Here is a 16,158-nt window from a genome sequence, read left to right on the forward strand (position 1 = left end):
CCGACAGGTCAGCGACTCGGCTCGTCACGGCCCGGTTCCCGCAAGGGGGCCGGGCCGTTGTCGTACCCGCCGGTGGGTGGGCGGACGGGGGCCAACTCGGGTCGTTTGGGCGACAGTCCGTCGCCGAGTGACCTGCCCCGCATGCGCCGGATGATCCAGGGAATGAAAAAACGTTCGCGCCCAGAGTGCTTCGCGAGCGATGATCTGGGCTGCGGTCAGCTCTGGGCGCGGTGGCAGGGGAGCGCCCCACTCAGGCTCGCTGTCAGCAAGATTCAGCGCATACGCGGCTCCGGCCGCAAACCGATCATGACCGAAGGGCGATGCGTGCAACCGGTCGGGTGACCACGACCGCGGGTCGAGAAGCACTGGGGCGCTGACGAGATCGACGAGAACGAAGCCGTAGCTGTCGGCGAACTCGCGCATCATCTGATTGACCGCCAGGAGTCGTGACTCGATCCGCCGCGCGATGGGAACGGTCCTGGCCATATTGGGGTAGGTGGAGATCAACACTGTCGCCGAGGTCCGGGCGAGTTCACGATAGATGAAGTCGAGGTCGCGGCGGACCTCTGCGAGGCCTGTGCTGGCAAGCACGTCGTTCATGCCGAGAGGTGCGGCGATCAGGTCGGGTTCCATCGCGAGCGCGGGGTAGAGCTGCTGATCCCGGATCTGGCGCGTTCGGCGTCCGCGCACAGCGAGATTGGCGTAGCGGAAATCGGGATCGTCCCGGGACAGGCGTTCGGCGAGCCGGTCGGCCCATCCGCGGTATCCGGTGACATCGTCACCGTCGCACATTCCTTCGGTCTGGCTGTCGCCGATGGCCACAAAACGTGAATAACTCACCGTGACATTTTATGTGGCGACCCAGCTCTTTCCAGTGCGCCGCTCCGCGTGCACCGCGTCAAGCTGCACGGTTATAGCTCAGAGTCGGGCATTTCGGGCGGGTTCGCGGTTTATCAACAGGCCTATTTCTGCTCCCGAATTGCTCCCGCATTCACCTTGACACCGTTGTAAGGCAAGGGCTACTTTTCGAGTGGCCCAGATCACACCCCGGACTGGGCACGCCGAATGCATTCGCATCCGGCGCACATCCCGTGTAACTCGGAGGGCCTGGCCCGGGCTTGTCAGTCGTGGCCACATGCCGCCGGGAAAGGCATTGAAATGCGCAAGAGAACCAGCCGGATGGCGGCAATATTTGTCGCGGCGGCGTGTGTCTTTTCCGTCGTCTCCTGTAGCGACGACAGCGGGTCCGACGAAGGCGGCACCACTGCGGCCGCCCCGTCGGAGAGCGGTACCAAGGCGACCGGCACTCCGATCAAGGTCGGATTCCTCAATCCGTCGAATGGTCCGATCACCCAGCCAGGAGTAGAGGTCGGCCAGAAGGCCGCGGTCAAGTACATCAACGATTCGCTCGGCGGTGTCGACGGCCATCCGATCGAGGTCACCAGTTGCGCGGTCGACGTGTCCGCACCCGAGTCGACCATCGGTTGCGCCAATCAGCTTGTGCAAGCGGGTGTCTCCGCGGTCATCGACGGCTACGACGCCGCGTCCAGCGCTGCACTCCCCATCCTCAAGTCGGCGAACATCCCACTAGTCGGCCAGATCCCATTCGATTCGGTGACCGGTTCGTCGGCAGACAACCGCGTCTACTTCGGTCCGCCGCAGGCGTCCTTCCTGGTGGGCGTGATGCAGTCGCTCAAGGCGCAGGGTAAGAACTCGCTGACGCTGGCGAATGTGGACGTCGCAGCCGCGCGGCAGACATTCGAACGCATCCTGATGCCGCTGGGCCAGCAGCTCGGCCTGGACGTGAAGAGCGTCTACTACTCGCCGACCAACCCGAACTACACCGCGCTTGCATCCACGATCAACTCCGGTAACCCCGATGCGGGTGGTCTGATGACGTCGCAGACCGATGCCAACTGCACCAAGCTCGCGCAGTCGCTGAAGTCCGTCGGCTTCAAGAACACCATGTTCCTCGCTGCCTGCACCGAGTTCATCGAGACGATGGGTGCACAGGCTGTCGGTGCCCAGACCTACTCGCCGATCTGGCTCGAGCCGGCAAAGGACTCGGCCCCGGCCGAGATGCAGGAGAACCTCGACATCACCAAGAAGTACGTGGATGAGGCAGGCGACTCCGGCGGCTTCTACGCCTACGGCACCTTCTCGACGTTCGTCGACTTCGCCCGGACGCTGAACACCGCCAAGCCGGCCGAGTACACCGGACCGTCGATCCTCGCCGCACTCAAGGGCGTGACCGACTACCAGAGCTGGTTGGGCCCGAAGCTCAGCTGTGGCAAGGCGACCTCGCCGAACTGCACCACCGAGATGTTCGTATTCGAGGTGGTCGGTGACAAGAAGACCGAGCCCGTCGGCGGCGGACTGACCCAGCCCAACCCGGCTGCACTGCAGGCCATCCCGGGCGCCAGCTAGTCGATCCCGCTCCACGACAGCACAAACCACTGGGGGGTGGATCGCTCGAGACACTCGAGTGATCCGCCCCCTGGCCTTGATGCCTTGATCACGCGCACATTCGCCTTGTCACGCAGATCCACACAGTGAGGTGGGCAACGACCCATGAGTCAATTCCTTCAATTCGTCGTCCTCGGCCTTGCGGTCGGGTCGGTCTACTCCGTGTTCGCCACATCGCTGGTGGGCATCTATGCGGCCACGGGCGTCATCAACTTCGCGCAGGGCTCCATCGCCCTGTGGGCGGTGTACGTGGTTGCCGCGCTGCGCACCGACGGAACGTATGTCCTCCCGATCGGAAGCATCAGCCTCGGCAGTGAAGACAGTCCGACGCCGATGGTCCTCGCCATCGTGATCGGTGTGGCCAGTGCTGCGCTGTGGGCGCTGGTCGCGCACTACCTCATCTTCCGGCCTCTACGCCGCGCCCCCGTGCTGGCGCAGGTCGTAGCATCGGTCGGCCTCATGCTGTTCCTCCAGGCGCTCGTGGACCTGCGGTTCGATACCGAATCGCTGATGGCACTGCCGATCCTGCCGCAGACCACCTTCGAGCTGGCCGGGGCCGTCATCAACGTCAGCGACCTCCTGCTCGCAGTCGTGGCGATAATCATCGCGCTGCTCTTCTGGGCCTACTTCAGCCTGACCACCTTTGGCGTGGCCACCCGCGCCGGCTCCGAAGACGAACTCGCGGCACGACTCGCGGGGTACTCGCCCGACCGGCTCGCCGCCATCGTGTGGGTAATCACCGGTGCGGCCTCAGGTCTCATCGTGGTGCTCGGTGCGTACACCATCGGCTTGGATGCGACGAGCTACACGTTCTACATCATCCCGGCACTGGCCGTCGCACTCGTCGGAAGGCTGACGTCGTTCGGGGTCGCCTGTGTCGCAGGCCTTGTGCTCGGTGCGTTCCAGGCCGTCATCCTGTGGGCCGGCACCCTGGAGTGGTGGCCGACATGGGCGCAGACCGGTGTCGGCGACGCCGTGCCGTTCATCGTCGTGGTGATCGCGCTGTTCCTGCTGGGCGGCAAGATCCCGTCTCGTGGCTCGCTCGGTGAAGCCAAGATGCCTGCGGTCTTCATTCCGAAGATCCGTCCGATCCCTGTTGTGCTGACGATCGGTGCCGTGGTGGCGGCGGTGCTGTTGACATCCGGCAGTTGGCGATTCGGAATCGTGACGTCCATGATCTTGTCGCTGATCGCGCTGTCGCTGGTGTTGCTGACCGGCTATCTCGGTCAGATCTCGCTGGCGAGTATGGCCTTCGCGGGTTCGGCAGGGTTTGCCCTGTCGAAGGTGACGACGAACTGGGGCGTTCCGTTCCCGCTGAGCATCCTGCTCTCGGCGCTGATCGCCACCGCGCTCGGAGTGGTCGTCGGCGTTCCCGCCCTGCGCATTCGCGGTGCCCAGCTCGCAGTGGTGACGCTGGCGGCGGCGCTGGCGATCCAGAGTTTCGTGTTCAACAACCCGTCGATCACCCCGTTCGAAGGCAACCTGATCTCCGATCCGAAGTTGTTCGGCTGGGACCTGTCGGTGCGCCAAGGTTCGGAACTCACGACCATCGAGTTCTCGATGATGGTCCTGGTGGTGGTGACCGTGCTGACCCTCATCGTGATGCGTTTCATGGCAGGCGCCACCGGACGCGCCTTCCTGGCCGTGCGTTCGAATGAGCGGGCCGCCGCCTCGGTCGGAATCAACGTCGCCGCAACGAAATTGCTCGGCTTCGCCCTCTCGGCATTCCTGGCCGGGGTGGGTGGATGCCTCATCGGATACAGCCGCGGACAGCTGTCGGCGGCGTCGTTCACGGTGATCATCGGGCTGACCTTGTTGGCGATGACCTACGTCGGCGGGATCACGTCGGTGTCGGGTGCCTTCATTGCCGGCATCATCGGCCCCTTGGGCGTGGGATACGTGTTCCTCACCCAGACAATCGATTTCGGTCAGTACTACCAGATCATCGCCGCCGGCAGCCTGCTGCTGATGGCTGTGCTGAACCCCGTCGGCGTCGTCGGAGCCGTCAGGGAGACCGTCGACCACATCAAGCGAGGGCCGGGAAGAACCGGAACAACAACACATCCGGACCGGACACGTCGTCGGTCGCAACATCCGAACCGAAAGCGAGCTCTCATGTCGGCTGAAGCACATGGCGCACTGCTGCAGGCCCGCAATCTGTCGGTGCGGTACGGCGGCGTCGTCGCCAATGACAACATCACCCTCGAGGTCGGTGCCGGCGAGATCGTCGGACTGATCGGTCCGAACGGCGCAGGCAAGACCACCTTCGTCGACGCCGTCACCGGTTTCACCAAGTCGACCGGTGAGGTGTCGATGGCGGGCGTCCGGATCGACGGACGCCCTCCACACCGGCGGCGGGGGACGGGAATGGCCCGAACCTGGCAGGCGGGTGAGCTGTTCGCCGATCTGACCGTGGCCGAGAACCTGGCGGTCGCGGTGCAGAAACCGGGACTCAAGGCGCTCGTCACCGACGTATTCACCGGCTCCAAGCCGCCGGCCGACACGATCGGCGACGCGCTCGCGATGGTGGGTCTGACCGAGGCCGCCGACAAGCGTCCGAGTGAACTGGCTTTGGGCCAGCAGAAGTTGGTCGGTGTGGCCCGGGCGCTCGTCGGAGGCACGAGCATGGTGCTCCTCGACGAGCCGGCCGCAGGTCTGGACACTCATGAGAGTCGTGACTTCGGCAACGAGCTGCGCCGGATCGCAGCCAGCGGAATCGGTGTCCTGCTCATCGACCACGACATGTCACTGGTCCTCGATGTGTGCCATCGCTTGTACGTGCTCGACTTCGGCAAGGTCATCGCTGCGGGTCCCCCTCAGGAGATCCGCGACGACCCCAAGGTCGTGTCGGCTTACCTGGGCAGTGCCGAGGTGGAGGCCGAAGTGGAGATCGACGAAAACGGACAGTCCGCGGCTTCGCCTGTACTGCAGAAAGGTACGGCACAGTGACACATTCATCTGGGACAAATCCTTCTGGCGCCGACCCGTCGTTGCCCGACACTCCCGCGACGCGTCCTGCCGGGGCGCATGCAGCCGGAACCGACAAGCGTGCCCCCACAACCCGATCCGGCGATCCGGTTCTGACCATCGAGGGTCTCAACGTCGGATATGGCGGTGTTCCGGCCGTCCGCGACTTCAATGCCAGCTTGCGCGCGGGGGAGATACTGGCGCTGCTCGGGCCCAACGGCGCCGGAAAGACCACCACCCTGCTCGCGACGATCGGTGCGCTACCCATGTTGTCGGGCAAGGTCACCGCACTCGGACAGCCGCTGGACAAACGCGTCGAGCGCAACGCCCGCCGCGGGGTGACGATGGTGCCGGACAACCGTGGTGTGTTCCACAAGCTCACGGTCTCGGACAACCTCCGATTGTCAAAACGCAAGAACGGTGCCGAGCTGAGTGACGTCTTCGAGTACTTCCCGAAGCTCAAGACCCTCAAAGGTCGTCGCTGCGGCAATCTCTCGGGTGGGGAGCAGCAGATGCTGGCCCTGGCCAAGGCGCTCCTGGCCAGACCGAAGGTGTTGCTCATCGACGAACTCAGCCTGGGACTGTCGCCGATCGCGGTGAAAGATCTGCTGCCCCGTCTGCGCACCATCGCCGACGAGCAGGACATGGCGGTGGTCTTGGTGGAGCAGCACATCGACCTCGCGCTCGCGATCGCCGACTCAGCGATAGTGCTGCACCATGGCCGGGTTGCACTGTCCGGGCCCGCAAGTGACCTCCGAGGACAACGAGACAAGGTGGAGGCGGCATACTTCGGCCGGGTCGACGGCGACGTCGCGGCCACGCACTAGACACCGATTCGGTGGATGCTGCGTCAGATTCGCGTGGAGGAGGGACAGTGCCGAAGGCGAGCAGCCAGAAGCGTGGTGGATCTCCTGCCAAGCCGAACGCAGCGAAAGCCGCTGCCCGCAGCACTCGGAACCGTCCCACCGATTCCGAATTGCTCGACGCCGCGCTGTCGGTGATCGCGGACGTCGGCGCCGAACGCGCAACGATGGACATGATCGCCGACCGGGGTGGCACCTCACGGGTGACCTTGTACGCGCACTTCGGTTCTCGTGACGGGCTCGTGGACGCAGTCATCGACCGTGAGCTGGATGCGCTGACCGCATGGATGTTCGCCGCGTACGACAAGGGCGAAACCATGGCCTACGGTGACCGGGCGAAGTATTCGGTCGAGTCGCTGTTCGAGTATGCCCGGAAACAGCCCGAGGGTTTCCGGGTACTGCTCACCAACCGCGCCGACGACAACGTGCCCGGGCGCAGGCTCTTCGCAGCCCTGGAACCGCGGATTGCGCAACGACTCCGGGCCAACTACGCCGAACGAGGGGTGGAGGTGCAGGCCAGCGCCGACACACTGGCCTCGCTGCTCCTCGGGATGAGCTTGGACGTGGCCTACCGCGCGGTGATCGTGTCCGGCGCGGGAATCGACGCGGCGTGCGACCTGGCGGTGACGGCGTCACTCGCGGTACTGCGTTCGGTGGAGGTCCGTCAACTCCATGCGATCGACGAGTCACTCGCAACGCGATGACTGGCGCGACGAGAACCGACCGTGCGCACCCGCGAAACAGGAACACGTTCTAATCTAGAGCGGTGGACGTGACATATGAAGAGAGCAAAAGGGAACTGCAGACCGACCAAGGGGTACTGCGGTACCACGAAGCGGGGTCGGGTCCGCCGCTGATCCTGCTGCACGGTTCGGGACCGGGTGTCACCGGCTGGCGCAACTACCGCGGCAACATCGGCGTCTTCGCCGAGACCCATCACTGCTACGTGCTCGAGTTCCCGGGCTTCGGGGTCAGCGACCCGGTCAAAGGGCACCCCGTGCTCACCGCCGGATCGTCGGTCATCCGGTTCATGGATGCTCTCGGTATCGAATCGGCGCCGGTGATCGGCAACTCCATGGGTGGAGTGGTCGGGGTCAACCTGGCCATCAAGAAGCCCGAGCGGGTCAGCAAGCTTGTGACCATCGGCGGCGTCGGCCCCAACGTCTTCAGCTCCAGCCCCAGCGAAGGACTGCGGTTGTTGCAGGAGTTCACCGACGGGCCCGACCGGGACAAGCTGGTACGGTGGCTGACCGCCATGGTCTACGACCCCGCGCTCATCACCGAGGAGCTCATCGAGGAGCGCTGGGAAGCGGCGATCAATCCGGACGCACAGGAGACCGCGCAGATGATGTACGGCTCAGCGGCTTTCGCCATGCAGCAACAGTTCATGGCCGCATCGGACACGCCGCCCTACTGGTCGATGATGCACAAGGTGTCGTGCCCGACCCTGCTCACCTGGGGTCGCGACGATCGGGTGAGTCCGCCGGACATGTCGATGGTGCCCATGCGGCTGATCCCGAACGCCGAACTGCACATCTTCCCCAACTGCGGCCACTGGGTGATGATCGAGGCGAAGAGGGCCTTCGAGGGAGCGGTGCTCGACTTCCTGGGTCGGTGAGTCGAGTCGCCGGCAACCGGTCGCCGCTGTTGGGTCAGTGGGCGTCGGGTCCTGCGGTGACAACCTGAAGGGCGATCTCCGCGAGCTTGACGTTGGCATCCTGTGACAGTCGTGCCAGTAGGCGGAAGGCCTCGTCGGGGTCGAGTCCGTACCGTTCCATGATCATGCCCTTGGCCTGACCGATGATGTCGCGGTTGGTGAGAGCGGCGCGGATCTGGTCACGTTCGCGAACGGCTGAGAACGCGATCGCGGCGTGCGCGGCGAACAACGAGCCGATCGACACCGACTCGTCGTCGAACGCATTGGGCGTCGAACTGTGCAGATTGAGGGCGCCGAAGTTCTCGTTCTCGATGTAGAGGCAGAAGCAGATCATCGACTTGATGCCGAGCTCGTTCGCGCCGGCGGCGAACGCGGGCCAGCGGGAGTCGGTTGCCATGTTGTCGATGCGCACGGTTTCTTCGTTGAGGGCCGAGCGAATGCAGGGACCTTCTCCGAGTTCCTGCTGCAACTCGTCCGACTTGCCTGCCAGGTCACCGATCATCACGGGAGTTTGGACCTGGCCTTTGCCCGTCACGAGCGTGACGCTGGCGTACTCCGCGCCGGGAACCGACTCGACGGCCGACTTTGAGATAGCATGCAAAATGGACTCGGTGTCTTTACTCTCCGACCGCAAAAGCCGCGCCACGTCGGCCATCTGAGCCGACAGGGCGGTGGACGGTGGGTAGATCTGCTGTGACTCCATGTGACCTCATCCTCGCAATGCCGTTTCCCGACGACAGGGAAAGCTTACTTTCCGATGTCAAATTGCCGCGTCTCGACTGACGTGATCATACTGCCCCGGAAATAGCTGCGACGTGGGAATACTTGGCGAGATGGTGATGTGAACGACGACTCTCGCATTCGGTTGTGGCCGTTGAACAAAGGACACCCTGTCGAGTATGTTGGGCGTTCTGGCGTGCGGGGGGATCAACCGAAGGAATTACATGCAGATCAACGCAACCAGCCGTCGCGGCCTCGGCCGGCTGACGGTCGCCGTGGCGGGGGCTGCTCTGTGTGTGGGCATCTCGGCGTCCCCCATCGGAGCCGACCCCCTGTGGCCCGGTGGGCCCGAGGTCCCGGGCGTTTCCGCGCCCTCGACCCCCAGCACCACCCCCAGTACCTCGCCGAGCGACGACCGCCCACTCGGCCGGGCGAACTTCTCCACACCGTCGCTCGATCCAGCTGACGGCGAGACCGTCGGCGTGGCGCAGCCCGTGGTGATCAGGTTCCAGAACGCCATCGACGACAAGAAGACCGCCGAGAAGGCCATCCGCGTCACCACCAGTCCGGAAGTAAAGGGCCACCTCTACTGGGTGGGCCACAAAGAGGTTCGGTGGAAGCCCGAGGGATTCTGGCCCGCCGGCACCGACGTGACTGTCGAAGCCGGTAGTGCCACATCGAATTTCACGATCGGCGAGTCATGGGTGGCCACTGCTGACGACAACACCCACAACATCACCGTGACCGTCGACGGTGACGTGGTGCGCACGATGCCGATGTCGATGGGGTCGAACGACAACCCCACCCCCAACGGGGTCTACACCGTGGGGGAACGATTCGCCGACATGTACATGGACTCCTCGACCTACGGGGTGCCGGTCGATTCGCCCGACGGCTACCGCACCTACGTCGAGTACGCGACGCGTATCTCCAACAGCGGCATCTTCGTGCATGCTGCGCCCTGGTCGGTGGGACAGCAAGGCAACACGAACGTTTCGCACGGCTGCCTCAACGTGAGCACCGAGGACGGCCGCTGGTTCTTCGAGAACGCACCCAAGGGCGCACCCGTCATCGTGCAGAACACCATCGGCGGAACCGTCGACCCCACCGACGGCCTCACCGACTTCACCACGCCGTAGACCCCCGATCTTGGTGGGTTCGCGCGAGTGAACCCGCAGGTCGTGCTCACCGGAACCCACCAAAATCGGGGTGCTGGGGTCACCAGATGCGGACGCGGTCCCCGTCGTCGAGATACAGGGCGTCGTCGGGGCTGACATCGAAGGCCTCGTAGAAGGCGTCGATGTTGCTGATCACCCCGTTGCAGCGGAACTCCGGCGGTGAATGCGGGTCGATCGACAACCGGCGGATGGCCTCGGCGTCACGGGTTTTGGTGCGCCAGACCTGAGCCCACCCGTAGAACACCCGCTGCAGACCGGTCAGTCCGTCGATCACCGGGGCAGGCTTGCCGTCCAACGCGATCTGGTACGCCACCAACGAGATCGACAGCCCGCCGAGGTCGCCGATGTTCTCGCCGATGGTGAACTCGCCGTTGACCTTGTACTTCTCGTCGAGGCCCTTGGGGGTGAAGTTGCCGTACTGGTCGATGAGTTTGCGTGTGCGGGTACCGAATTCGGCACGATCGTCGTCGGTCCACCAGTCGACCAGGTTGCCGTCGCCGTCGTACTTCGCACCTTGATCGTCGAATCCGTGCCCGATCTCGTGGCCGATGACCGCGCCGATGCCGCCGTAGTTCGCCGCATCGTCGGCCTCGGGATCGAAGAACGGCGGTTGCAGGATGGCCGCGGGGAAGACGATCTCGTTCATGCCGGGGTTGTAGTACGCGTTGACCGTCTGCGGGGTCATGAACCACTCGTCGTGGTCAACCGGGCTGCCGATCTTCGCGAACTCCCGGTCTTCTTCGTAAGCGCTTGCGCGAGCGATGTTGCCGAACAGGTCGTCCCGTTCGATGCGTAGCGATGAGTAGTCGCGCCAGGTCGCCGGATAACCGATCTTCGGGGTGAACTTCTCGAGCTTGACCAGCGCCTTCTCGCGGGTCTGCGGGCTCATCCAGTCGAGGTCGCTGATGTTGCGGCGATAGGCCTTGACGAGGTTGTCGATCAAGACGTCCATGCGGGCCTTGGCCTCGGGCGGGAAGTGCTTGGCCACATACAGTTTCCCGACGGCGAAGCCCAGGCACTGCTCCACCAGCCCGACCCCGCGCTTCCAGCGGTCGCGGATCACCTCCGAACCGGTGAGGTCTTGCCGTAGAAGGCGAAGTTCTCGGCGACGAACTCGTCGGACAGGTACGGCGATGCCGAATGCAACAGACGCCACTGCGCCCATGTCTTCCACTCGTCGAGGTCGCGGTCGGCCCACAACGCCGCCACACCTTCGACGAAAGTCGGCTGCCCGACCACCACTTCGCCGAACGTGGTCGCAGGTTCGGTGTGCAGCCCCGAGATCCAGGATTCGACGTTGAAGCCTGCTGCCTGGTCGGTCAATTCGGCAAAAGAGCGCAGGTTGTAGGACAGGTCCGCGTCGCGGCGACGAACCACGTCCCAATGCTGCGCGGCGATGGCCGTCTCCAGATCCACAACCGTTGCCGCACGCGCTGCCGCGTCGTCGAAGCCGGCGAGAGAGAACATTTTCTCCATGTGTGCGCGGTAGGCGGCCACGGTCTCGGCGTGGTTGTCCTCGCGGTAATAGGACTCGTCGGGCAGACCGATCCCTGACTGCGTGATGTGGATCAGGTACCGATCAGACTGCTTGGCGTCGGTGTCGACGTAATACCCGAAGAGCCCGCCGATGCCGCGGCGTTGCAGCGCGCCGACGAGGCGGGCCAGCTCGGTACGGTCCGCGGCAGCGTCCAGATCGTCGAGGTCGCCGCGAATCGGCGAGATGCCCACTTCGTTGATGCGGGACTCGTCCATGAAACTGGCGAAGAGGTCGCCAATCTTCTGGGCGTCGCTCCCCGGGGCCGGGTCGTTCTCCGCGCATTCGGTGATCAGGTCGCGGACGTTCTCTTCGGCGCGGTCGCGGAGCACATGGAACGCGCCGTCGACGGGACGATCGTCGGGGATGATGTGCTCGCGCAACCATGCCCCGTTGACGTGCTCGAACAGGTCATCCTGCGGACGCACCGATTCATCGACCCAGCTGAGGTCGATCCCGGACCTGGGGTCCGACGCGTCGGCGGTGATGGAAGGGGTATCGGTGGAAGAAGTCACCAGACCATCCTGGCACTAGAGCCAGTTTTCGTCAGCCGACGGCCGGTGCGGCATCCTGATGGGCATTGAGCAACAGGTGGTCGAAGCTCTGGCGAGCCGCATCGTCGATGGTCACCGCGCCCGAGGCAGCGGCGACGATGTTCTGTGCCAGGGTTCGCAGTTTTGTGTTCGTCTGCTGTGATCGCCAGGTCAGGACGTCGAAAGCCCGGTCGGCCGGGATGCCGTAGACCAGCATCAACATGCCCTTAGCCTGCTCGATCACGGCCCGCGATGTCGCGAAGTTCTTGACCGCCGCGTCCATCGTCTCTTTGAGCTCGCTGTCGTGGCCGTCGGAGAGGTCGACGTAGAAGCCCTCGGTGCCGGTCACGGCGCCCGACTCGTCCAGCATCTGGTCGCCGATGACCAGCACGTGCCGAACCCGGCCGTCGCGGTCGATGATGCGGTGACGGCTGCTGAAGGGCCGTCCGTCCCGGACCAGGCCATCGATGGCCTGGGCGACCCGCTCGCGGTCGTCGGGATGTTTGTGGTCGAGCAGGAACTGCGTGGTGGGATTCACCTCGCCGGGACGGTACCCGTGAATCGCGGCGACCTCATCGGACCACTCCCAACGCCGTTCCCTCGCGTAGAAGCGAAAACTACCCACCGTGTGTGGGGTGCCACCCAGGACGTGCTCGATGGACTGGCCATCGGTGGGGTTGTTTTCCATGTAGAAGCTCCTCGGCCAACGTGCGGACAGAGTTGTAGAACCGTCGCGCTGTGGTGCAGGTTGGCGGCTAACTGAGGCCCACTATCTGGAGCTAAAGATTTTTTAGCATGAAGATGCGATGCATCGCCACACGCCCCGCGGACGAGTCGCAATGGCAGACGCACCCCCGCTCACCGCCTGTGATGCCATGTACGGACCAGTTGAGAGCCGGCGTCGGCCGATGCCGGGCCTACTACATGCCCGCCAGGGCGTAAAGAGTTGCGAGCGGGCGAACTGTATCTCGTCCTGCCCGATGTCGGCGGGGCTACTGTGACGCAGTGTTCACGACGACCCTGGTGCGACGGCTTGCGGTGGATCTGTGCCGCGTCGGCGCCCAGAGCTGTTGTCGATAGCCATGTTCGAGCGCGGTTGCGGCTTGTCGGCCGACGCCTGATCGCGTTCTCCCGTCCCTCTTGATCGATCCGGCACGGCCCGCGGCCGCCTCGGGGATCGATCGTCTCCCGCTCGATACGAGCCTCCATGTCACCAGGGGTTTTGCAGTGTCAGTAGTGCCAGCCATATCCGAACCGACCGATCAGGACGGCGACCGGGCCATCACTCCGGCATCGTCGCCCCGTGGGCGGCGCAGCTCGAAGGTGTTGTCGCGCATCGGCTTGCCGGTTCTGTCGCTGATCATCTTCATCGCGCTGTGGCAGCTCGTGGTGAGCCTGAAGATCTGGAACGAGACCCTCGTTCCGGCCCCGAGTGCGGTATGGGACGCCTTTGTCCAGACCTCGACGACCAACGACGGGGTGCGGGGCTACGCCGGCAAATACCTGTACGAGCACCTCCTGATCAGCCTCGAACGAATCGCATACGGCACCGTGATCGGCATCGCCGTCGGTATCGCCTTCGGCTTGCTGATGGGCACGTTCGGCAAGGTCCGCGCGGTCTTCGAACCGTGGATCACGTTCCTGCGCACCCTGCCGCCACTGGCCTACTTCTCCCTGCTCATCATCTGGCTGGGCATCAACGAAGAACCCAAGATCACCTTGCTGGCCATCGCCGCGTTCCCTCCCGTGGCCGTCGCCACCACATCTGCGGTGCTGGCAGCACCGCAAAGCCTCACAGAAGCAGCAAAAGCGCTGGGCGGCAGCAAGTTCGACGTGATCAAGGATGTGGTGGTGCCGTCGGCACTGCCGGAGACCTTCACCGGCATCCGCCTTGCGGTCGGCGTCGCCTACTCATCGTTGGTGGCGGCCGAGTTGGTCAACGGTCTGCCGGGCATCGGCGGGATGGTGCGAGATGCCGCCAACTACAACAACACTCCGGTGGTGCTGGTGGGCATCGTCGCCATCGGTACCTCGGGACTGATCATCGACGGTCTGCTGCAACTCATCGAGCGCAAGACCGTGCCCTGGCGTGGTCGCGTCTGACCCACTCCGCCTGAACTCCATACAGCAAGTCCCACAGAGAGAAAGAACCCGAACGAACATGAGTGATACAGCCCTGCCCGGACGCCTGCGTCGACGATGGACAACCGTGGTCGCCGCGCTGGCGGCTCTGACCCTGACGCTCGGCCTCGCCGCCTGCTCCGACGACAGCGACAGCGGCAAGACCATCACCATCGGATATCAGGCCTTCCCCAGCGGCGACCTCATCGTCAAGAACCAGAAGTGGCTCGAGCAAGCGCTGCCCGACCACACCATCAAGTGGACGAAGTTCGAATCCGGAGCCACCATCAATCAGGCGTTCATCGGCAACTCGATCGACATCGGCGCAATCGGGTCGAGCCCGGTGGCCCGCGGACTGTCCGGCGCCTCACCCATCGGCTACAAGGTTGCGTTCGTCCTGGATGTCGCCGGTGACAACGAGGCGCTCGTCGCCCGGAACGGCACGAACATCAACAGCGTCGCCGATCTGCGTGGCAAGACCATCGGAACCGCGCTCGCGTCCACAGCTCACTACAGTCTGCTGGTCGCCCTCGAGCAGGCCGGTCTCAAAGCGAGCGACGTCAAGATCGTCGACCTGCAGCCCCAGGCGATCCTGGCGGCATGGGAACGCGGCGACATCGACGCCGCCTACACCTGGCTGCCGACGCTCGACGAGCTGCGCAAGACCGGCAAAGATCTGGTCACCAGCCGGGCCATCGGTGAATCAGGCAATCCCACACTGGATCTCGGCGTGGTGTCGAACAAGCTGATCGAGAGCGACCCGGAAGCGGTCAATGCATGGCGCAAGGTGCAGGCCCGCGCTCTCGAGCTCATCAAGTCCGATCCCGCCGCAGCGGCCGGGTTCATCGCACCCGAACTGGGTATCAGCGCAGATGAGGCACTCGGTCAGTTGAAGCAGGGTGTGTACCTGACCCCGGAATCGATCGCGTCGCCGCAGTGGCTCGGCACCCCGGGGGCCGTCGGCAACCTCGCCAACAACCTGCTCAGTGCCGCAGAGTTCCTGGTGGAGCAGAAGCAGATCGACAAGGCGCCCACCCTCGAGCAACTGCAGCAGGCGATCTACGTCGAAGGTTTGCCCGGTGCCTTCGCACAGTGACGCCCCGACGTCGGGTGCGATCCGGCTCGACAACGTCTCGCACCGGTACGGCAAGGGTTCGGACACCGTCACCGCGGTCGGTCCGGTCTCCCTCGATGTACCGGCCGGGGAATTCCTCGTCCTGGTCGGGGCCTCGGGGTGTGGCAAGAGCACCCTTCTGCGGCTGATCGCGGGATTCGAGAGGCCCACCGAAGGTCGCGTCGACGTGCTCGGCCGCCCACCCACCCCGGGCGACTCGGCGGGCGTCGTGTTCCAGCAACCACGCCTCTTTCCCTGGCGAACCGTCGGCGGCAACATCGACCTGGCGCTGAGATACGCCGGTGTCGCCACATCGGACCGGCCGGGCCGACGGGATCAACTACTGGAACGGGTCGGACTGGAGGGCACCGCCGATCGGCGGATCTGGGAGATCTCGGGCGGACAGCAACAGCGGGTGGCCATCGCCCGCGCCCTGGCCGCCGAGAACCCGCTGTTCCTGCTAGACGAGCCGTTTGCCGCGCTCGACGCTCTCACGCGGGAGCGGTTGCAAGAAGACGTGCGTGCGGTGAGCACCGACACCGGCCGAACCTCGGTGTTCGTCACCCACAGTGCCGAGGAAGCCGTGTTCCTCGGATCCCGGATCGTGGTGTTGACCAGGCGTCCCGGCCGGATAGCACTCGACATCGAGGTCGATCTACCGCGAGGCGACGTCGATGCCGAAGCACTCCGGAGTTCATCTGAGTACAACGCGTTGCGGTCGGAGGTCAGTCACGCGGTGAAGGCGGCGGCTGCTGTGTAGTTTGGCTCGCTTCGCTCGCGGGCAGACGGCCTCCGTCGCGTCCGCCGGGCGGGGTAAGGCGGTCTGCATTCGGCGAGGTGTCTTGCCGACGCCCGCGTTTGTGCCTCGCGCCCGTGTTCGAGCATGGGCGTGAGGCGCAAACACGGGGCGGGAGTAGGTGGGGGAAGAGATTCGGGCCGTCGTTGCTGTTCTCCACCAAGATCGTCCCCGAGACCTTGCATCGACGGCGTATTCCCGTCCGTGCA

Annotated in this window: 12 protein-coding genes and 2 pseudogenes; 10 read left to right on the forward strand and 4 right to left on the reverse strand. The window is 64.6% G+C overall.

Features of this window, described 5'->3' with window-relative positions:
• Positions 1 to 24 precede the first annotated feature (24 nt).
• On the reverse strand, positions 25 to 840 hold the full coding sequence (locus tag W823_RS53250; protein WP_369792673.1) for an SGNH/GDSL hydrolase family protein: 816 nt from the start codon (positions 838 to 840) through the stop codon (positions 25 to 27).
• A gap of 318 nt (positions 841 to 1,158) precedes the next feature.
• On the opposite strand from W823_RS53250, the gene W823_RS53255 reads away from it, so the two are divergent.
• The 6 genes and pseudogenes from W823_RS53255 (at position 1,159) to W823_RS53275 (ending at position 7,914) form a co-directional block, all read left to right on the forward strand.
• Complete coding sequence (locus W823_RS53255; RefSeq protein WP_023962438.1) at positions 1,159 to 2,427, forward strand: ABC transporter substrate-binding protein; 1,269 nt, start codon at positions 1,159 to 1,161, stop codon at positions 2,425 to 2,427.
• A 144-nt stretch (positions 2,428 to 2,571) separates the two neighbouring features.
• Positions 2,572 to 4,497 (forward strand): annotated as a pseudogene (locus W823_RS53260) (ABC transporter permease); the annotation flags it as partial.
• Between the two features lie 84 nt (positions 4,498 to 4,581).
• Complete coding sequence (locus W823_RS59775; protein ID WP_062796783.1) at positions 4,582 to 5,415, forward strand: ABC transporter ATP-binding protein; 834 nt, start codon at positions 4,582 to 4,584, stop codon at positions 5,413 to 5,415.
• A 131-nt stretch (positions 5,416 to 5,546) separates the two neighbouring features.
• Complete coding sequence (locus W823_RS53265; RefSeq protein ID WP_030175131.1) at positions 5,547 to 6,260, forward strand: ABC transporter ATP-binding protein; 714 nt, start codon at positions 5,547 to 5,549, stop codon at positions 6,258 to 6,260.
• A 149-nt stretch (positions 6,261 to 6,409) separates the two neighbouring features.
• Positions 6,410 to 7,000 carry a TetR/AcrR family transcriptional regulator gene (locus tag W823_RS53270; RefSeq protein WP_235189670.1) on the forward strand — a complete coding sequence of 197 codons (591 nt, stop codon included), beginning with the start codon at positions 6,410 to 6,412 and terminating at the stop codon, positions 6,998 to 7,000.
• A gap of 62 nt (positions 7,001 to 7,062) precedes the next feature.
• A complete protein-coding gene (locus tag W823_RS53275) occupies positions 7,063 to 7,914 on the forward strand; it encodes an alpha/beta fold hydrolase (RefSeq protein WP_023962448.1) in 852 nt (283 codons plus the stop codon).
• A 34-nt stretch (positions 7,915 to 7,948) separates the two neighbouring features.
• Here the strand turns inward: W823_RS53275 and W823_RS53280 are convergent, their stop codons facing one another.
• On the reverse strand, positions 7,949 to 8,656 hold the full coding sequence (locus tag W823_RS53280; RefSeq protein ID WP_023962450.1) for a GAF and ANTAR domain-containing protein: 708 nt from the start codon (positions 8,654 to 8,656) through the stop codon (positions 7,949 to 7,951).
• Positions 8,657 to 8,897: 241 nt separating this feature from the next.
• Between W823_RS53280 and W823_RS53285 the strand changes: the two genes are divergently transcribed.
• A complete protein-coding gene (locus tag W823_RS53285; protein WP_051406691.1) occupies positions 8,898 to 9,812 on the forward strand; it encodes a L,D-transpeptidase in 915 nt (304 codons plus the stop codon).
• 79 nt (positions 9,813 to 9,891) lie between these two features.
• On the opposite strand, the pseudogene W823_RS53290 reads toward W823_RS53285, so the two are convergent.
• Positions 9,892 to 11,873, reverse strand: a pseudogene (locus tag W823_RS53290) (M13 family metallopeptidase).
• A gap of 58 nt (positions 11,874 to 11,931) precedes the next feature.
• A complete protein-coding gene (locus tag W823_RS53295; protein WP_023962453.1) occupies positions 11,932 to 12,606 on the reverse strand; it encodes a PAS and ANTAR domain-containing protein in 675 nt (224 codons plus the stop codon).
• A 539-nt stretch (positions 12,607 to 13,145) separates the two neighbouring features.
• Here W823_RS53295 and W823_RS53300 point away from each other — a divergent pair.
• From W823_RS53300 to W823_RS53310, 3 genes are read left to right on the forward strand one after another with little or no spacing between them, the layout of a single operon-like run.
• Entirely contained in the window at positions 13,146 to 14,021 is an 876-nt protein-coding gene (locus tag W823_RS53300) for an ABC transporter permease (RefSeq protein ID WP_369792674.1), read from the forward strand.
• 58 nt (positions 14,022 to 14,079) lie between these two features.
• Positions 14,080 to 15,135, forward strand: a complete 1,056-nt coding sequence (locus W823_RS53305) for an ABC transporter substrate-binding protein (protein WP_023962458.1) — start codon at positions 14,080 to 14,082, stop codon at positions 15,133 to 15,135.
• Positions 15,119 to 15,913, forward strand: a complete 795-nt coding sequence (locus tag W823_RS53310; protein WP_023962460.1) for an ABC transporter ATP-binding protein — start codon at positions 15,119 to 15,121, stop codon at positions 15,911 to 15,913. Before W823_RS53305 ends, W823_RS53310 begins: the two co-directional genes overlap by 17 nt.
• Positions 15,914 to 16,158 lie beyond the last annotated feature (245 nt).

This window comes from Williamsia sp. D3, from assembly GCF_000506245.1.
In the GTDB taxonomy this organism is placed as follows: domain Bacteria; phylum Actinomycetota; class Actinomycetes; order Mycobacteriales; family Mycobacteriaceae; genus Williamsia; species Williamsia muralis.

Bases quoted from the DNA above. Each gene is read 5' to 3' on its own strand.
- W823_RS53255 (WP_023962438.1), top strand. From the start codon at position 1,159: ATGCGCAAGAGAACCAGCCGGATGGCGGCAATATTTGTCGCGGCGGCG.
- W823_RS59775 (WP_062796783.1), top strand. From the start codon at position 4,582: ATGTCGGCTGAAGCACATGGCGCACTGCTGCAGGCCCGCAATCTGTCG.
- W823_RS53280 (WP_023962450.1), bottom strand. From the start codon at position 8,656: ATGGAGTCACAGCAGATCTACCCACCGTCCACCGCCCTGTCGGCTCAG.
- W823_RS53285 (WP_051406691.1), top strand. From the start codon at position 8,898: ATGCAGATCAACGCAACCAGCCGTCGCGGCCTCGGCCGGCTGACGGTC.
- W823_RS53295 (WP_023962453.1), bottom strand. From the start codon at position 12,606: ATGGAAAACAACCCCACCGATGGCCAGTCCATCGAGCACGTCCTGGGT.
- W823_RS53305 (WP_023962458.1), top strand. From the start codon at position 14,080: ATGAGTGATACAGCCCTGCCCGGACGCCTGCGTCGACGATGGACAACC.